Genomic DNA, 16299 nt, shown 5'->3' with positions numbered 1-16299 from the left:
CTTAAAAATGCTTTTATGAAAAATTTATTGTTTTTGCTCCTTCTCCTTTTCAATATTAATATGGCCGCCGCACAAAAGTTTGAGCCCAATTGGGAATCGCTCAATAAACGAAAAATGCCTGAATGGTTTCATAACGATAAGTTTGGAATTTTTATTCATTGGGGGCTGTATGCGGTACCCTCCTACGCGCCGGTAATACCCAACAGCGGCGACAGCTATGCCGAATGGTACTGGTACCGCGTACAGCAGGATAAACAAAAAGATTATGTAGCATTTCACGATAAAAATTATGGCACCGATTTTTTGTATCCGCAGTTTGAGCCAATGTTTAAAGCAGAGATGTTTGATCCCCAACAATGGGCCAATGTTTTAAAAAAATCAGGCGCACGCTATGTGGTGCTTACCTCAAAGCATCATGAAGGATATTGTTTATGGAACAGCGCTGAAGCCGACCGTGACTGGGGGCGTCCATGGAACGCGGTAACAGGCACACCAAAACGTGATCTGTTAGGCGACCTTACCAATGCCGTAAGGGCTGAAGGACTAAAAATGGGATACTATTATTCTTTGTACGAATGGTTCAATCCCCTGTGGCTGAAAGACAAGAAACGCTTTGTTTCGGAACACATGTTCCCACAGTTTAAGGACCTGATAACAAAATATAAACCCTCTATTATTTTTTCTGACGGCGAATGGGAATTGCCCGATACCGCCTGGCATAGCCCCGAATTACTGGCCTGGTTGTTCAATGAGTCGCCGGTAGCCAAGGAGGTAGTTGTCGATGATCGCTGGGGCAGCAATACCCGCGGAAAAAACAACGGGGCCACTTATACCACTTCCGAATATGGCAGTGGTATGGATGCCAGTGTTATCTGGGAAGAAAGCCAGGGCATCGGTCATTCCTACGGATACAACCGGAATGAGAAGCTGGAAGACTATAAAAGCAGTCACGACCTTATCTTAATGCTGATTGATATTGTTTCCAGAGGCGGTAATTTACTGCTCGATATCGGGCCTACTGCCGACGGGCGTATCCCGGTAATTATGCAGCAGCGATTGACCGATATAGGCAATTGGTTAAAAATTAACGGAGAAGCGATATATGGCACTACCGCGTACCAATATCCGTATCAATGGAGTGCAGGACCAAAACCACAAAAAAAGAAAGAAAGTTACATGGCCGGCTACAGCATCGCGGAGTTGGTTGTACCTAAAAAAGATACGGCATCTATAGCAGCCTTTTTTACAAAAAAAGGAAAAGATCTGTTTTGTATACTTCCCGCCTATGTACCACAAATACGTTTGCAAAATATCCATGTTCCGGCAAAGGCGGCAGTTACTATTTTAGGAAGTAAAAAGTCATTGGTGATAAAAAATGCCGGTAATGATTGCATCATTGATCTCTCTGGCTTGAAGCCGGGGGAAGTTCCAGCTGAGCTCCTGGTACTGAAGATCAAGGATGCTTTATAGATCGTTTCAAATGAGCTTTACCACCCGAAATTAAAGATCTTGATATAAATTAGTCTCAGTCTATTGTTTTAAAACCCAAAGGGCAGGTACACAATCAAAGAAATTGTAATACCAACTGCTCCCACTCCTCCTCCAAAGGCAGACCTGGGCGAATTTGTCTTGCTTTGCCGTACCAGTAATCGGCATTCCAAATATCGCCTTCCTTACGGTGCAGGTAGGCATGGACCCAGGCCGATGCCTGATCATTGAGCTGATCAACCTGGGCATGCGCCTGGTGCCAATCGCCTTTGCCATCATACCAAAGGCTTTTCAACTGCACCGAAAGCCCGCTCACGGGTTGTTCTAAAGTTAATGATTCTTTAAATTCGTTTAAAGTTTTCATAGGGCATTAATTTCTTTGACAGTCTTCGATCTAAAATAAAAAAATCAGATGGTGTATAAAAATAAAAAGCCTCAAGACTTTCGACTTGAGGCTTCTGACTTAAAAGTGATCCCATCAGGATTCGAACCTGAGACCTACTGATTAGAAATCAGTTGCTCTATCCAGCTGAGCTATGGGACCATCGCGAGTTTTTCGCGGTGCAAAGATGCAAAATTATACGAAAATATCAATCAAATTTTTGAATTCAGTTACCATTTGGGTCGGAATACTGCTTATTCCTTTCCTTTTATAAAACGTTCCGGTATTTTGAATATCTACGCTTTGGTTATTTTGCCCGTACGCAAATCAACATTATAGGTTTTATTTTTAATAACTACACTTGCTTTGTGGTCACCTAAAAAAGTAACAAGACCTTCATAATACCACTTGATACTATTGGCCTCGCCTACAGCTGCAAAAGTTATGGTGCCTCTTGTGATATCATTATTTTTTGACAGATCAATACTTACATCCTTCAACGTATAATAAGCATGTACAGATGATGGGATCAGCGTTTTCTTAGTCGACGCGGTATCAACAAATGATTTAATGCTTCCATTAAAAGAAATAAGTTTGCTACTGCTGCCATTAATAGCCAGAGGCACATTACTATCAAAAGCCTTTGCCTGATAAAAAGCTTTTATATTATGAATAAAAAGTCCGCTGGGGGTTTGGCCCATTGTTGCCAGAGAGTCATAAGCTACGTATCCGTTTAAACCTGTAAAATCAGGGTATTTTTTTCCCGGAAGTCTTACAGTATCACAGCTAAAATAAAATTTGAACAATCCGGTGGTTTGCGAGGTAGTGGTATCACCTATAACTGTTTTATAATTCACCACCGTATCCGGAAAGAAAGAACAGAGGTTGACAAGGCCTATTATGAGTGGTTTTGATTGTTTAATGGTAGTAAGATCGGGTAGGATCAGCCCCTTATTAATGTCCACACCTCCATAAGCACCAGACAGGGTTTGTGTTATATTTTTGATGATCTGGTTGGTAGCAAGGCTTGCCGTGTCTGTAGTAGATACCGGTGGTTTATTGTTTGGATTTAGTTTCACTTCTTTCTTGCAGGCAGTATAAAATAGCGCGGCACCCGCTAATACAATAAGAAGGCTTTTGAACTTTAGTTTCATGATAAGGTAAGGTGTAGATTTTTCTTAATATGTTACGATTTGATATTTGTGGATTTATCGCGAAGCAAGCAATTGAAATGCCGTTTACCGGTTAACCAAACAAAAAAGTCAATTTAACCGTAAAGCAATGATGTGCCGGTTTACTAAATGCTGAAGTTACTCCTGACATGAGTAAAACAATGGACTATGGGGAAAACATCGGGCAAAATATTACGCATAAACCCTTTGTCTATTCTTTATATTTGACTATTACCACAACCAAATATCATGAGCACAAACAATTATCCATTCCAGCTGGGTCAGGATCAGTCCAGGCGCAAATTCATTTATAATTTTACTAAAGCAGCCGGCGTTGCCACTCTATTAACCTCTCCTGTAATAAGCCATGCTGATAGTTTTTTTGTTCCACCTGCCCCCGTAACTGTTGGGGAAGTTATGGATATGTTCATCAATCAGGTACCCGGCGCTCCTTTCAACAGTACCGTTGATACACTGAAAGCTGGCAACCGCGACATTCAGGTTACCGGTATTGTTACCACCATGTTTGCTACCATTGAAGTGATCAGGAAAAGTATTGCTTTGGGAGCCAATTTTATTATTGCCCATGAACCTACTTTTTACAATCATCAGGACCAAACAGCCTGGCTGGCTAATGACGAGGTTTATCGTTATAAAGCAGACCTGCTTCAACAACATAACATAGCCGTATGGCGTAATCATGACTATATACACAGTATTAATCCCGATGGCGTTAGGATGGGGCTATTGAAACAATTGGGCTGGCAGAGCTATTATAATCCGGTCGCCACTAATGTGTTGATGCTTCCAACAACCTCTTTAAGCTCGTTAATTGATCATTTAAAGCAGAAATTATTTATTGATAAGGTGAGATATATTGGCGATCTGAAGCAAAACTGTCAAAAAATATTGCTGATGCCCGGCGCTGCAGGCGGCACAAGGCAAATACAAGCCATGGGCAAAGAAAAACCAGATGTGTTGATATGCGGCGAGATACAGGAATGGGAAACTGCCGAATATGTTCGTGATGCGCAAGCTAAAGGCCAAAAACTATCGCTCATCGTACTGGGACATATTGCCAGCGAAGAGCCCGGTTCTGAATTTATGGCAAACTGGTTAAAAGAAAAGTTACCTGGTATGAAAATAACACACTTATTATCCAACAATTCTCTTTCATTTTTGTAGTTGTTAGGCACAATGAATAATAAAGCAGAAGTAAACATTATTTGTTGCTAAATAATTTAACATTACGTACAATTGCAAATTAAGTACTTTAATTACCGGTGTGCTAATTACATGTTAATCATACACTTGTTATAATTAATGGTCTTTTTGATTAAACATGTATCAACATTAATATTTAATGTGTTTTTAAGCGATAATTTATGTAAAAACAAAGCCTGATTGACTTGAAAATCGCAATTTTTGTTTTTTAAAATGGAAAGTGTTTTTTTTACAATAAGTTAATCATACTTTTAACCCAATTTTTTTAATAAAACTTAATTTATGATCATAATTGCTGACGGTGGCTCAACTAAAACAAATTGGTGTCTGGTTACCGAAGAAGGTAAAAAAGTGTATTTTAACACTGAGGGTTATAACCCTTATTTTTCAAGTACGGAATATATCATACAATCTTTAAATGAAAGTTTGCCAACCGACCTGGAGAAGGATGAAATAACCGAAGTAAATTATTACGGCGCCGGCTGTTCGACACCCGAGATGCGTAAAATTGTTGAGGAAGCCATGAAAGTGGTTTTTACCAAAGCAAAGGTGAACATTGGTCATGACCTGCTTGCTGCTGCCCGTGCCCTGTTAGGTAACAAAGAAGGCTTCGCCGCTATTTTAGGCACCGGTACCAATACCTGTATTTACGATGGTAAAGAAGTGATCAACAATATCGACTCTGGCGCTTACATTTTAGGCGATGAAGGCAGTGGTTGCTACATAGGCAAAAAGCTTTTAGTTGACTATCTGCGCGGTTATATGCCCGAGCCGGTACGTAACCTTTTCTGGGAAACATTTAAACTTACACCTGATGATATAAACGAACAGGTTTATACACAGCCGCGTGCCAATCGTTTTTGCGCCAGCTTCAGCAAGTTTGTTTATGATAACAACGTACATATCGAATACTCGCGCAACCTGGTACGTACCTCATTTGAAGATTTTTTCCGCAACCTGGTAACGCATTATCCCGATTATCAAAAATACACCTTTAACTGTATTGGTTCAGTAGGTTACAATTTCAGAAACGTTCTGGAAGAAGTAGCTACAGAAAATGGCATGGTAGTAGGCAGCATTATCCGCTCGCCCATAGATAACCTGGTAAAATACCACCTGGAACTGGCTCCGAGCTCTTTGTAGGAATAAAGATTTTTGGAACAAGGATAAAGGACAAAAAGAAGGGCCGGAAATTTTTTCCGGCCCTTTATATTTTACTTTTAAATCTCGGACCTTTGATTAGTAAAATTCAGAGATTAGAATGATTTATCAGCTCTTTATCATTGCTCCTTGTTCCAAAAATCCTTGCTCCATGCCCCCTTATCCAATATTCATTTCGCCCTGGAATATTTTGCCGTATTTACGCTTGTCGAACTTATATAATTTAGCGGCGCGGTAGGATACTCCTTTTTGTTTTTCATCAAGCTCCTTTAAAAATCCATAGCTCAGCATTTTCTTTCTAAAATTGCGTTTATCCAGCTTTTTACTCAGCACTGCCTCGTAAAGGGATTGTAATTGGGTTAATGTGAATTTTTCGGGTAATAACTCAAACGCGATCGGCTGATAGTGTAGCCTCCTGCGGATCTTGTTAAAACCGGTATTAAATATCTCGCTGTGGTCAAACGCGAGCTTTGGCAGCTCGTTAACAGGGTGCCAGAAAGCCTTTTTTGCATACTGGGTAACCGGTCGTAGTTCTTTTTGCCCATTTATACGGATCAGCGCATAATAAGCCACGGTGATAACCCGGCCCTGGGGATGCCTGTTCACTTCGCCAAAAGTATGAAACTGCTGCATGTGCAGATCGCGCAAGCCGGTAAGCTCATACAAAATACGCTCGGCAGCATCGTCAATACTTTCGTCTTGTTCCACAATATAACCAGGCAACGCGAGTTCATCTTTATAGGGCTCTTCGTTACGCTCAATAAGCAAGATTTTAAGCTCACCGGCTTCAAAACCAAAAATTACGCAGTCAATAGAGAATACGGAATCAAACTTGGGTAGCATTACTTCCAAAACGGTACTGGGATTTAAGTTTAATTGTTAAATATATGACCTTAATTCCTAATCCAAAAAAAAACAAATAAAATTTAATGGTGTAATTTACACACACTATCTTCGTAGCGCAAATCTAAGTAATGTAAAAATGCAGAAAATTTCAAAAATTGCGGTTTTAACTTCTGGCGGTGATGCTCCCGGAATGAATCCCTGTATCAGGGCGGTTGTTAGAACAGCACTATACAATGGCCTTGAGGTTGTTGGTATCAGGCAGGGTTACAAAGGACTTATTGAGAACGATATGTACGATATGGACAAACGTTCGGTAAGTAACATACTTAATTTGGGGGGTACTATTTTAAAAACAGCCCGTTGTTTACCTTTTAAGGAGGACGAAGGCATGGCCACCGCCTATAAACACCTGAAAGAACACGGCATTGATGCCCTGGTGGTTATTGGAGGCGATGGTACATTTACCGGTGCGCTGCGTTTCTCAAAAAAATATCCGGACATTGCTGTTATGGGCGTACCGGGCACCATTGATAACGATTTGTGCGGCTCCACCTATACCCTGGGTTTTGACACGGCTACCAACACGGTTATTGAAGCCATTGATAAGATACGTGATACAGCCGACGCACATGACCGCTTATTTTTTATTGAAGTAATGGGTCGCGATTCTGGCGCTATAGCCTTACGCGCGGGTATATCCTGCGGTGCAGAGGCTATCCTGCTTCCTGAAAAACAAACCGCTATTGAAGACCTGATCAAGAATCTGAAGGATGGTTCATCTAACAAAAAATCATCAAGCATTGTTATTGTGGCCGAGGGCGATAAAAATGGAGGGGTGTATGATGTGGCCAAGGCTGTGCAAAAAGAAGTTAAAGATTACGATATTAAAGTAACTATATTAGGCCACTTGCAAAGAGGTGGCAGTCCATCAAGTTTTGACCGTATTTTGGGTAGCCGGCTTGGCTATGCCGCTGTAAATGCGTTAATTGCGGGCGAAACACAAAAAATGGTAGGTTTGCAGGCCAACCATATTCTGCTTACCAGTTTAGAAGAAGCCCTTAACCAACATGAATTTAAGCTGGAGGCCGATCTTTTGGAAATGGCAGATATATTATCGATATAATTAATGATTGCAGTTGTATATAGCGGATCGTACTTTGCACATTGGCGGCTTGCCGATAAAGGCCGAACTATTGCTTCCTTTAAAACCAATGGCATCAATCCCTATTTTAACGACGAAAAGTATATCCTGCAGCTGCTCAACAAAAACATTAACCTGATACACCATGCCGAAGAAATAAAACGCATTTATTTTTTTGGCGCCGGCGCCTCCTCCAACGAGCGCAGGCAAATTGTATATAACGCGCTATCGGCCTTTTTTAAATTTGGCAAAGTAGTAGTGGAGCATGATATTACGGCAGCAGCAATTGCCTGTTGTAAAAACTCGCCAGGCATTATCAGCATTTGCGGCAGTGGCTCCAACGCGGCCTGGTACGATGGCAAAAAGGTATTGGACAACAATTATGGCCTGGGTTATATCCTGGCCGATGAAGGTTCTGGTAACTGGCTGGGGCGACAGCTCATCAAAGGCTATATGAACGAAACCCTGCCGCCTAACCTCAAAAAGAAGTTTGTAAGCAAGTATGATGTAGACAGAAAAACCTTGTTAGAGAAAGTTTACCGGCAAAAACAACCCGCTTTGTTTTTAAGTTCGTTCACCGAATTTTACCAGGATAACCTGCACGACCACTATCTGCAAAACGTCATAAAAAAAGGTTTTAGCAAGCTAATTTCAACATATTTACTACCTTTATCAAAGCAACATCCGGGTGCCTCTATTCATTTTGCAGGCACGGTAGCTGCCAACTTTCAGGAGTATTTACATGAAGCTGCATCTGAGGCACACCTTCAAATAGCAAATATCATTAAAGAACCTATAAATAATTTATTAACCTACTATTCTAATAAAAATTAAAAAAATCATGAAAATAGGAATTAACGGTTTCGGCCGTATTGGACGCCTGGCATTCAGAGCCGCAATTGAAAGACCCGACATTGAAGTTGTTGGTATTAATGACCTTGTTGAGCCTGATTATATGGCTTACATGTTGAAATACGATTCAACTCACGGCCAATTCAAAGGCACTATTGCTGTTGAAGGCGGACATTTGGTTGTAAACGGTAAAACCATCCGTGTTACTGCTGAAAAAGATCCTGCCAACCTTAAATGGAGCGAAGTAGGTGCCGAGGTGGTTATCGAATCAACCGGCCTTTTCTTAACTCAGGAAACCGCACAAAAACATATCGATGCCGGTGCTAAAAAAGTTGTAATGAGCGCGCCAGCAAAAGATGACACCCCTACCTTTGTAATGGGTGTTAACCATAAAGAACTGAAAGCCGATCAAACTATCGTATCAAACGCTTCATGTACTACTAACTGTTTAGCACCTATCGCTAAAGTATTGGATGATAACTTTGGTATCGAAGAAGGTTTGATGACCACCGTACATGCTGTTACAGCTACTCAAAAAACAGTTGACGGCCCATCGGCTAAAGACTGGAGAGGTGGCCGCGGTGCTTACCAAAACATCATCCCTTCATCAACCGGTGCTGCTAAAGCGGTTGGCTTAGTTTTACCTCAGTTAAAAGGTAAATTAACAGGTATGTCTTTACGCGTACCAGTTGCCGACGTATCTGTAGTTGACTTAACTGTACGTTTGAAAAAAGGTGCTTCGTACGAGGCTATCAAAGCTGCTATGAAAGCTGCATCTGAAGGCGAATTAAAAGGCATTTTAGGTTATACCGAAGATGAAGTTGTGTCTGAAGATTTCAAAGGTGATGCACGCACTTCAATTTTTGATGCAAAAGCAGGTATCGGTCTGAATGATAACTTTGTTAAAGTAGTATCTTGGTACGATAACGAATGGGGTTATTCAAACAAACTGATCGACCTGGTACAGGAATTGGGTAAGTTCTAATCCTGACTCATCAATTTTAATTTATATAACAAAGCCTGCGGTTTACCGCGGGCTTTGTTGTTTTGTAGCCTATAAAAGACTGTTATGCTGAGCACCGTCGAAGCATGGTGGGCAGGCCTCTACACACGAGTCTTCGATAAGCTCAGACTGACAATCCCCCTATTTTTATCCTTGCTCCTTACTCCTAAAATCCTTACTCCCCAAAACCTACCAGGGCGTCTCTCCATAGTCGCTGATGTATTTGCCTGTAGGGCCGTCCTTATCCAGCATGGCGTAGGCTACAATTGGTGCGGCGCCGTCTTCTACCGGTTTAGGACCCTGATTGTGGTTAAATTCGGTATTGGTATAGCCGGGGTTTATCGCGTTTACTTTAAAAGAGTCCTTCAACTCAGCGGCTAAAGCAACGGTGTAAGCATTCAGAGCTGTTTTTGACGGACCATAAGCGGCTGATTTAAAATGGTAATGCTCCCAGTTAGGATCGTTATGCAAGGTAAGCGAGCCCAGATCGGATGTCACATTCACTATCCTTGGGTTTTCGGCCCTCTTCAGCAGATCAATAAAAATCCTTACCGTACGGATCGGACCGAAAAAATTCACCTCAAAAACGTTGTGCAGCGTTTCATCATCGGCATTTGAAGGTGTTTGCGGGAAAGCCCCCGGAATGCCGGCGTTATTGATCAGCACATCTAATTTGTCAACGCGTTTGATCAGATCATCATGAGCCTGCTGAACAGAAGATTCGCTTGTAACATCTATCAGCAACAATTCAACATCGTTAAAACCTTCGGTTTTTAGCTGCTCCACGGCCCTGTCGCCGTTGTCTTTATCCCTGCTGCCTAAAAATATATGATAGCCCGCTTTGGCCAGCTGGCGTGCGGTTTCCAGACCAATTCCTTTATTGGCGCCGGTTATTAAAACTGTTTGTTTATTCATAAAGCAAAGCTATTGAGGCCGGTTTAAATAGCTGCTGCACATTGCCGGGCATTAACTGTACATTTCCCGGATTTGCTCCCGGTAGCCTGCTGGCGGCGTACCTGCAATACGTTTAAAGAAACGATTAAAATAGGCCGCGTCATCAAACCCAAGCTCATCGGCTATTTGCTTTACCGAAAGTTCGGTATGCAATAAACGGCGCTTGGCCTCAACAATAAGGCGTTCATGGATGTGCGTAATAGCTGTTTTACCGCTTTGCTGCTTTATTACATCGTTCAGATAGCCTGGTGTAAGGTTTAACAAATTTGCGTAATCGGCAACCTCATGCAGGGTATCATAGTGCTTGCCAATAAACTCCTGGAAGCTTTTCAACAGGCAATAGCTCAGGGTGAGGCAGCTTTCGCTGAATTGTTCTGCGTATAGCCTGCTCAGATATATCACCAATACCCTAAGCCATGAGGTAAGCATCTGGTTGCGCCAGGTGCCATCAGCATTAAATTCTGCCACCATTTTGCGCATTACATCCTCAATAAAGTCTACATCGGCGGTGGTCAGCAGCAGTTCATGGGCCCCGGCAGGGTTTTGGATAATAGGAAGCTGCTTTAAGGTACGATTCTCTTCTAACTGCAAAAACTCATCGGTAAAGCTGGCCATAAAGCCTTCCATTTGTCCTGCATGTTCCTTAAGATGCACCTGTTGGGGCACGGTAAAGTAAAAAGTATCTGGCTTAATGGTGTAAGGCGTAAAATCTACCCAATGGCGGTTATCCCCTTTCTTTACTAAAACAAACAGGTAATAATCCTTTCGGTGAGGTAACAGGAAAGCCGGATCAAGCTTAAACACACCACAATTTTCGCTGGCCTCACGTACTTCGATCATGCTGCTGCCAATGGAGCTGTTTTGTAGCAGTGAATAGGTTGGTATTGCTGGTTTCTCGGGCGTAGTTAAAACTGACATACCGCAAAATAACGGAATTACCAATAAAAATCGGTCATCCTAAGGTACAAAGGCTCTATCCGTAAACAGGCATACTTTGCAGCATGGAAGGCTTTACTACATTCAGTATAACAATACCATTTACTGATATTTATCTTATACATCAACTATTCGCTTCTTAAACTATCAACGGGATTAGCAAGCGCAGCTTTAATCGCCTGAAAGCTCACCGTAGTAAAGGCTATAATAAGTGCCATTACTCCTGCCAATGCAAAAACCCACCAGTCTATAGTTATGCGGTAGGCAAAATCCTGCAGCCATTTGCTCATTGCAAACCATGCTAACGGGAATGCTATTAGTGATGATATGATCACCAATCGTAAAAATTCAACAGACAGCATATTTACGATACCGGTTACAGAAGCTCCGAAGACTTTGCGAATGCCGATTTCGCGGCTACGTTGAATGGTGCTGTATGATGCTAAACCAAACAAGCCCATGCATGAAATAAGTATAGCAAGCACAGCAAAATAAAGAAACAGATTACCGAAAGTTTCCTGTGCTGCATATTGCTTGTTAAATGTTTCATCAACAAACGCATAGTTAAAAGGACGTTCAGGCGCCAGGGCCTTCCACTTGCTTTGGATGCCAGCTATAGTTTCGGGTATATTTTTTGACTTAATTTTAATAGTAAACGCAACGGTTCGTGCTGGATTAATGCGCATACATAAAGGTTGTACTGTTGTTTTCAATGATTCATAGTGAAAGTCTTTCAATACCCCAATTATTTTACCTGTTCGTTCATCCTGCGAAAAATTTTGACCTATGGCTTCGGCTGGGGTACGGTAGCCAAGTATTTTAGAGGCTGTCTCGTTAATTACTATGGCCTGTGCAGTATCGGTACCAAATGATTTTGAAAATATGCGCCCGGCCATCAGCTTCATTTCAAACTGCGGAATAAAATCATAATCCACCTCGTACAAATTAATAAGCATCTGCTGCATAGTACCTGCGCTATTCTCTATCTTGCAATCGCGATTGTTATAACCGAAGCCCGGAATCCCCATGGATGCCGTAGCAGATACCACATTAGGCACCTTTTTTAGTTCGTTCTTTATTAGTTCTGCGCTATTTTGTATTGCTTTGTTCATGTGAAAATCAATAACGAGCATTTGATTCTTCTGAAAACCAAGCGCCTGGCTGCGCATGTAATGTAGCTGATAATAAACTATTATAGTACCAATAATAAGCACTATAGATATTGTAAACTGTGTTATCACCAGCCCTTTACGAAGTAAAACACCAACGCTCGATTTACTAAACCTCCCTCTTAGGGTAGTTATGGGTTTAAAGCCCGAAAGCACCAATGCCGGATATAAACCGGCAATAACACCTATGCCACAGGATAGTATAAAAAACCGGAACACATAACTATGCGAAAAAATGCTGATACTGATTACTTTGCCCGATAATTGGTTGAACAATGGCAACAATAAGTAGCTAAACAGCGTTGAAAACAGAAAAGCGATCAAACAAATAATTACAGACTCACTTAAAAACTGGACGATCAGCTGCTTTCTTGCTGCACCGATCACCTTACGAATACCTACCTCTTTAGCTCTTTCTGTAGCCCTTGCCGTGGTTAAATTGATAAAGTTGATACATGCTATCAGCAGAATAAATAAGGCTATAATTGAAAAGATACGGATGTTATGCAAGTCACCTGCCCCTCCTCTTTCAGCATCCATGTAAACATCCTTTAAAGGTTGCAAAAGAAAACTATACTCAGTACCTTCCTTTTTATCAGTCTGGGTATAATGCTTGCTTGCGAAAGCAGGTAGCAGGCTTTGCAATTTGCGATAGTCATATCCTTTTGGCAGTTCGATATAGGTAACGCAACCTATATCCGCCCAAACATCTGCACTGTTGGGATATAGCTTTTCGCGTGTGGCGAAGGAAATTGCCATATCGAATTTAAAATGAGAGTTGGGCGGCATATCTTTTACCACTGCGGCAACCAAAACGGCGTATTTATCATTAAGCAATAAAGATTTACCAATAGGGTTGGTACGGCCAAAATACTTTTTGGCCGTGGTTTCGGTTATTACCACTGTAAATGGCGCTTTAAATCCCTTTTTAACATCACCTTTTACAACCGGTAAGGTAAATACGGTAAACAGGGATGGGTCAGCAAATATCCCGTTGTCTTCCTGGAATTTTACTTCACCATACTGCACTAAAAAATGTCCGTTACTTATCCGTGTGTTAGCTTTTACTTCCGGATAATCCTGCTGCAGCGACGGCCCCATTTGCAAAAATGATGACGGTGTTTTAATAGCGAATGTTGTATGTTTTATATCAGTTGAAACACGATAGATCTGATCAAATTTTTTGTTAAAACTATCATAGCTCAGCTCGAACTTTATATTGATATAGATCAGGAAACAGGCTGTCATACCTATTGCCAAACCAACAATATTAATAAATGAGAAGGCCTTGTTTTTAGAGAGATTTCTAAAAGCTACAAGCAGGTAGTTTTTCAACATAATCAATCAGGTTTTATGTCGCAATTACAGCCAAAAGTATACCCTGATTATAATTTACTGAAATTCAATAATTTATAATAAACTCCGTTTTAATAACTGTTCGAATTCGTTACAATTATTGTTCAGTATTGAACAGGGAAACAAAGTTACATATCACTCGATATCAATCACTTAAAGCTTATTCACATCAGCTCGCTGTCCTTTTTTTCGTGATAGGTTTTGTAAGCGAGGTAAAAAAACAATAAGGACGGTATAGCGTTCAGCAATACATTTTGAGCACTGACCTCGGGATAAGTTATGATCACCTGCACTATTAATGATATGAACAGCAAACTGCCAATAGCGATGTACAGGTAACGGAATTTAGGATTCATAAGGTATTCAATTAACAATGTAACCAAGCTAAACGGGTATTTCCGGTTAATGGTTACATTGTTGATCGAAATTTAATCTGTTACCGTTTCAGCTCATATTTGGCCGGCGCGTCCTTAGCTATCTTAAACACGGTAGCGCCAAGCGGCGGCAGCGTAATAATAATTGAATTATCCTTGCCATGCCATTTTACGGTTTCGGCTGTTACCTCGGGCGCGTTGGTTAAGCCACTGCCCCAGAATTTTTCGGCATCGGAGTTAAATATCTCTTTCCATTGGCCACCTGCGGGTACACCTATGCGATAATTATGACGAGGCACGGGTGTCATATTTAAAATGATAACCAGATCATCTTTTTCATTATGGCCCATACGTCTGTAAACCAATACAGAATCGTTGGCATTACCGCCGTCTATCCATTCAAAGCCGCTAAAATCAAAAGCTTTTTGATATAGGGCCGGTTCATCACGATACAAATGATTCAGCGCTTTTACCGTTTCGCTCATGCCCTGGTGGTTGGCATATTCCAGTACATGCCATTGTAAGGATTGCGCAAAGTTCCACTCGTCGCCCTGGCCAAATTCGGCGCCCATAAACAGTAACTTGGTACCTGGGTGTGTAAACATATAGCTGTACATTAAACGCAGGTTGGCAAACTGCTGCCACTCGTCGCCAGGCATTTTACGCAGCATAGATCCCTTGCCATATACCACCTCGTCATGCGAAAAAGGCAGCATAAAGTTTTCGGTAAAGGCATATATGGTACTAAAAGTAATTTCGTTGTGATGGTATTTACGGTTGATCGGATCTTCCTTAAAGTAGCCGATGGTATCGTGCATCCAGCCCATCATCCATTTCATACCAAAGCCTAATCCGCCCAAATAAACCGGGCGACTAACCCCAGTGAATGAGGTAGATTCTTCGGCAATAGTTTGTACCGATGGGAAATGACTGTAAACGGCCTCATTAAACTCTTTCAGGAATGAAACAGCTTCCAGGTTCTCATTTCCACCGTAAATATTAGGTTCCCACTCCCCATGTTTACGGGAGTAATCCAGGTACAGCATGGAGGCTACCGCATCCACACGCAAACCATCGGCATGATAACGATCGAGCCAGAACAGCGCGTTGCTGATCAGGAATGCCCTTACTTCGTTACGACCATAATTGAATATGTACGATTTCCAATCCGGATGAAAGCCTTTGCGGTCGTCGGCATGTTCATACAGGTGTGTACCATCAAACTTGTACAAGGCATGGGCGTCGCCCGGGAAATGTGAAGGAACCCAGTCCAGTATTACGCCAATGCCTGCCTTATGAAATTCTTCAATCAGGTACATTAGCCCTTTTGGATCGCCATAACGTGATGCGGCCGCAAAATACCCGCTGATCTGGTAGCCCCAGCTTGGGTAAAACGGCGATTCCATGATCGGCATAAGCTCCACATGGGTAAAGCCCATTTCTTTAACGTAAGGTACCAGCTTATCGGCCAGTTGGGTATAGGTTAAAAACTCATCTGGGCTCTCCAGGCTGCGTGCCCATGAACCCGGATGCACCTCATAAACGCTGTATGGCCTATCCAGGCCATTATGTTCCTGCCGGGTGGCCATCCAATCGGCATCTTTCCATTCGTAAAAAGTATCGGCCACAATAGAAGCCGTGCTTGGGGGCACTTCCCAGCGAAGCGCAAAGGGATCGGCCTTTTCCAGGTCCTCCCCTGTTGATGCCTTGATATAATATTTATAGGTTTCGCCCACGCCCACATTCGGGATAAACCCTTCCCAGATACCCGACGAATCCCAGCGGGCATTTAAGCTGTGCGAACCCCGGTTCCAGCCGTTAAAGTTGGCTATAACTGATACATACTGCGCATTTGGCGCCCAAACAGAAAAATAGGTACCGATAACTCCATTATGCTCCAGCACGTGCGAGCCAAATTTTTCATACAGCTTATAATGCTTGCCCGATTTAAACAAACTGATATCAAAATCAGTAAAACGGCTGTAGGGTTCTACCGCATTCAGCATTATATGAGTTTTAGGCGTGGATGGCTTTGCTTTTGCAACTGGCTTCGCCGTTTCGGTGGTTGCAGCTTTTGGTTTTGGAGCAGTTTTTTTAGCCGTTGCAGGTTTTTCTGCCAGTGTAACTACCTTTTTATCAGCCGCTTTTACGACTTTCTTCTCTTTTACAGGTTTTGTTTCCGGTAACGGGGTTTCGGTTTTCTTTGTTTGTTTAGCCATGATATAATAACCTGTTAAGGCA

14 protein-coding genes and 1 tRNA gene are annotated in these 16299 nt (G+C 41.9%); 6 read left to right on the top strand and 9 right to left on the bottom strand.

Going from position 1 to position 16299, the window contains the following annotated elements:
- Positions 1-15 precede the first annotated feature (15 nt).
- Positions 16-1470 carry an alpha-L-fucosidase gene (locus ACNURT_RS08740; RefSeq protein WP_419701402.1) on the top strand — a complete coding sequence of 485 codons (1455 nt, stop codon included), beginning with the start codon at positions 16-18 and terminating at the stop codon, positions 1468-1470.
- Positions 1471-1564: 94 nt separating this feature from the next.
- Here the strand turns inward: ACNURT_RS08740 and ACNURT_RS08735 are convergent, their stop codons facing one another.
- The 3 genes from ACNURT_RS08735 to ACNURT_RS08725 form a co-directional block, all read right to left on the bottom strand.
- Positions 1565-1852, bottom strand: a complete 288-nt coding sequence (locus ACNURT_RS08735) for a hypothetical protein (protein ID WP_419701401.1) — start codon at positions 1850-1852, stop codon at positions 1565-1567.
- Positions 1853-1958: 106 nt separating this feature from the next.
- Positions 1959-2032 (bottom strand) — tRNA-Arg (locus ACNURT_RS08730).
- Positions 2033-2166: 134 nt separating this feature from the next.
- Complete coding sequence (locus tag ACNURT_RS08725; protein WP_419701400.1) at positions 2167-3024, bottom strand: hypothetical protein; 858 nt, start codon at positions 3022-3024, stop codon at positions 2167-2169.
- 267 nt (positions 3025-3291) lie between these two features.
- Between ACNURT_RS08725 and ACNURT_RS08720 the strand changes: the two genes are divergently transcribed.
- Together ACNURT_RS08720 and ACNURT_RS08715 are read left to right on the top strand one after the other, a co-directional pair.
- Complete coding sequence (locus ACNURT_RS08720; RefSeq protein WP_419701399.1) at positions 3292-4227, top strand: Nif3-like dinuclear metal center hexameric protein; 936 nt, start codon at positions 3292-3294, stop codon at positions 4225-4227.
- A 321-nt stretch (positions 4228-4548) separates the two neighbouring features.
- The gene (locus tag ACNURT_RS08715; protein WP_370994804.1) at positions 4549-5409 is read left to right on the top strand and encodes an N-acetylglucosamine kinase; all 861 of its coding nucleotides are present in this window, start codon (positions 4549-4551) and stop codon (positions 5407-5409) included.
- A gap of 177 nt (positions 5410-5586) precedes the next feature.
- On the opposite strand, the gene ACNURT_RS08710 is transcribed toward ACNURT_RS08715, so the two are convergent.
- The gene (locus tag ACNURT_RS08710) at positions 5587-6279 is read right to left on the bottom strand and encodes an NUDIX hydrolase (RefSeq protein ID WP_076374039.1); all 693 of its coding nucleotides are present in this window, start codon (positions 6277-6279) and stop codon (positions 5587-5589) included.
- Between the two features lie 130 nt (positions 6280-6409).
- On the opposite strand from ACNURT_RS08710, the gene pfkA reads away from it, so the two are divergent.
- The 3 genes from pfkA to gap are packed head-to-tail and all read left to right on the top strand — an operon-like array spanning position 6410 to position 9251.
- The gene (pfkA, locus tag ACNURT_RS08705; protein WP_370994805.1) at positions 6410-7396 is read left to right on the top strand and encodes a 6-phosphofructokinase; all 987 of its coding nucleotides are present in this window, start codon (positions 6410-6412) and stop codon (positions 7394-7396) included.
- A 3-nt stretch (positions 7397-7399) separates the two neighbouring features.
- On the top strand, positions 7400-8248 hold the full coding sequence (locus tag ACNURT_RS08700; protein ID WP_419701398.1) for a hypothetical protein: 849 nt from the start codon (positions 7400-7402) through the stop codon (positions 8246-8248).
- A gap of 7 nt (positions 8249-8255) precedes the next feature.
- The gene (gap, locus tag ACNURT_RS08695; protein ID WP_370994807.1) at positions 8256-9251 is read left to right on the top strand and encodes a type I glyceraldehyde-3-phosphate dehydrogenase; all 996 of its coding nucleotides are present in this window, start codon (positions 8256-8258) and stop codon (positions 9249-9251) included.
- Between the two features lie 207 nt (positions 9252-9458).
- Here the strand turns inward: gap and ACNURT_RS08690 are convergent, their stop codons facing one another.
- The 5 genes from ACNURT_RS08690 to glgB form a co-directional block, all read right to left on the bottom strand.
- Positions 9459-10184 carry an SDR family NAD(P)-dependent oxidoreductase gene (locus ACNURT_RS08690; protein ID WP_419701397.1) on the bottom strand — a complete coding sequence of 242 codons (726 nt, stop codon included), beginning with the start codon at positions 10182-10184 and terminating at the stop codon, positions 9459-9461.
- Between the two features lie 51 nt (positions 10185-10235).
- On the bottom strand, positions 10236-11141 hold the full coding sequence (locus ACNURT_RS08685) for an AraC family transcriptional regulator (RefSeq protein WP_419701396.1): 906 nt from the start codon (positions 11139-11141) through the stop codon (positions 10236-10238).
- Between the two features lie 146 nt (positions 11142-11287).
- Complete coding sequence (locus ACNURT_RS08680; protein ID WP_419701395.1) at positions 11288-13666, bottom strand: FtsX-like permease family protein; 2379 nt, start codon at positions 13664-13666, stop codon at positions 11288-11290.
- A 182-nt stretch (positions 13667-13848) separates the two neighbouring features.
- Entirely contained in the window at positions 13849-14040 is a 192-nt protein-coding gene (locus tag ACNURT_RS08675) for a hypothetical protein (protein ID WP_370994811.1), read from the bottom strand.
- A gap of 80 nt (positions 14041-14120) precedes the next feature.
- Complete coding sequence (gene glgB / locus ACNURT_RS08670; protein ID WP_419702122.1) at positions 14121-16064, bottom strand: 1,4-alpha-glucan branching protein GlgB; 1944 nt, start codon at positions 16062-16064, stop codon at positions 14121-14123.
- Positions 16065-16299 lie beyond the last annotated feature (235 nt).

It is taken from the genome of Mucilaginibacter sp. NFX135 (assembly GCF_048565145.1).
Lineage (GTDB): Bacteria > Bacteroidota > Bacteroidia > Sphingobacteriales > Sphingobacteriaceae > Mucilaginibacter.
This window is presented reverse-complemented; position numbering and strand designations above follow the sequence as displayed.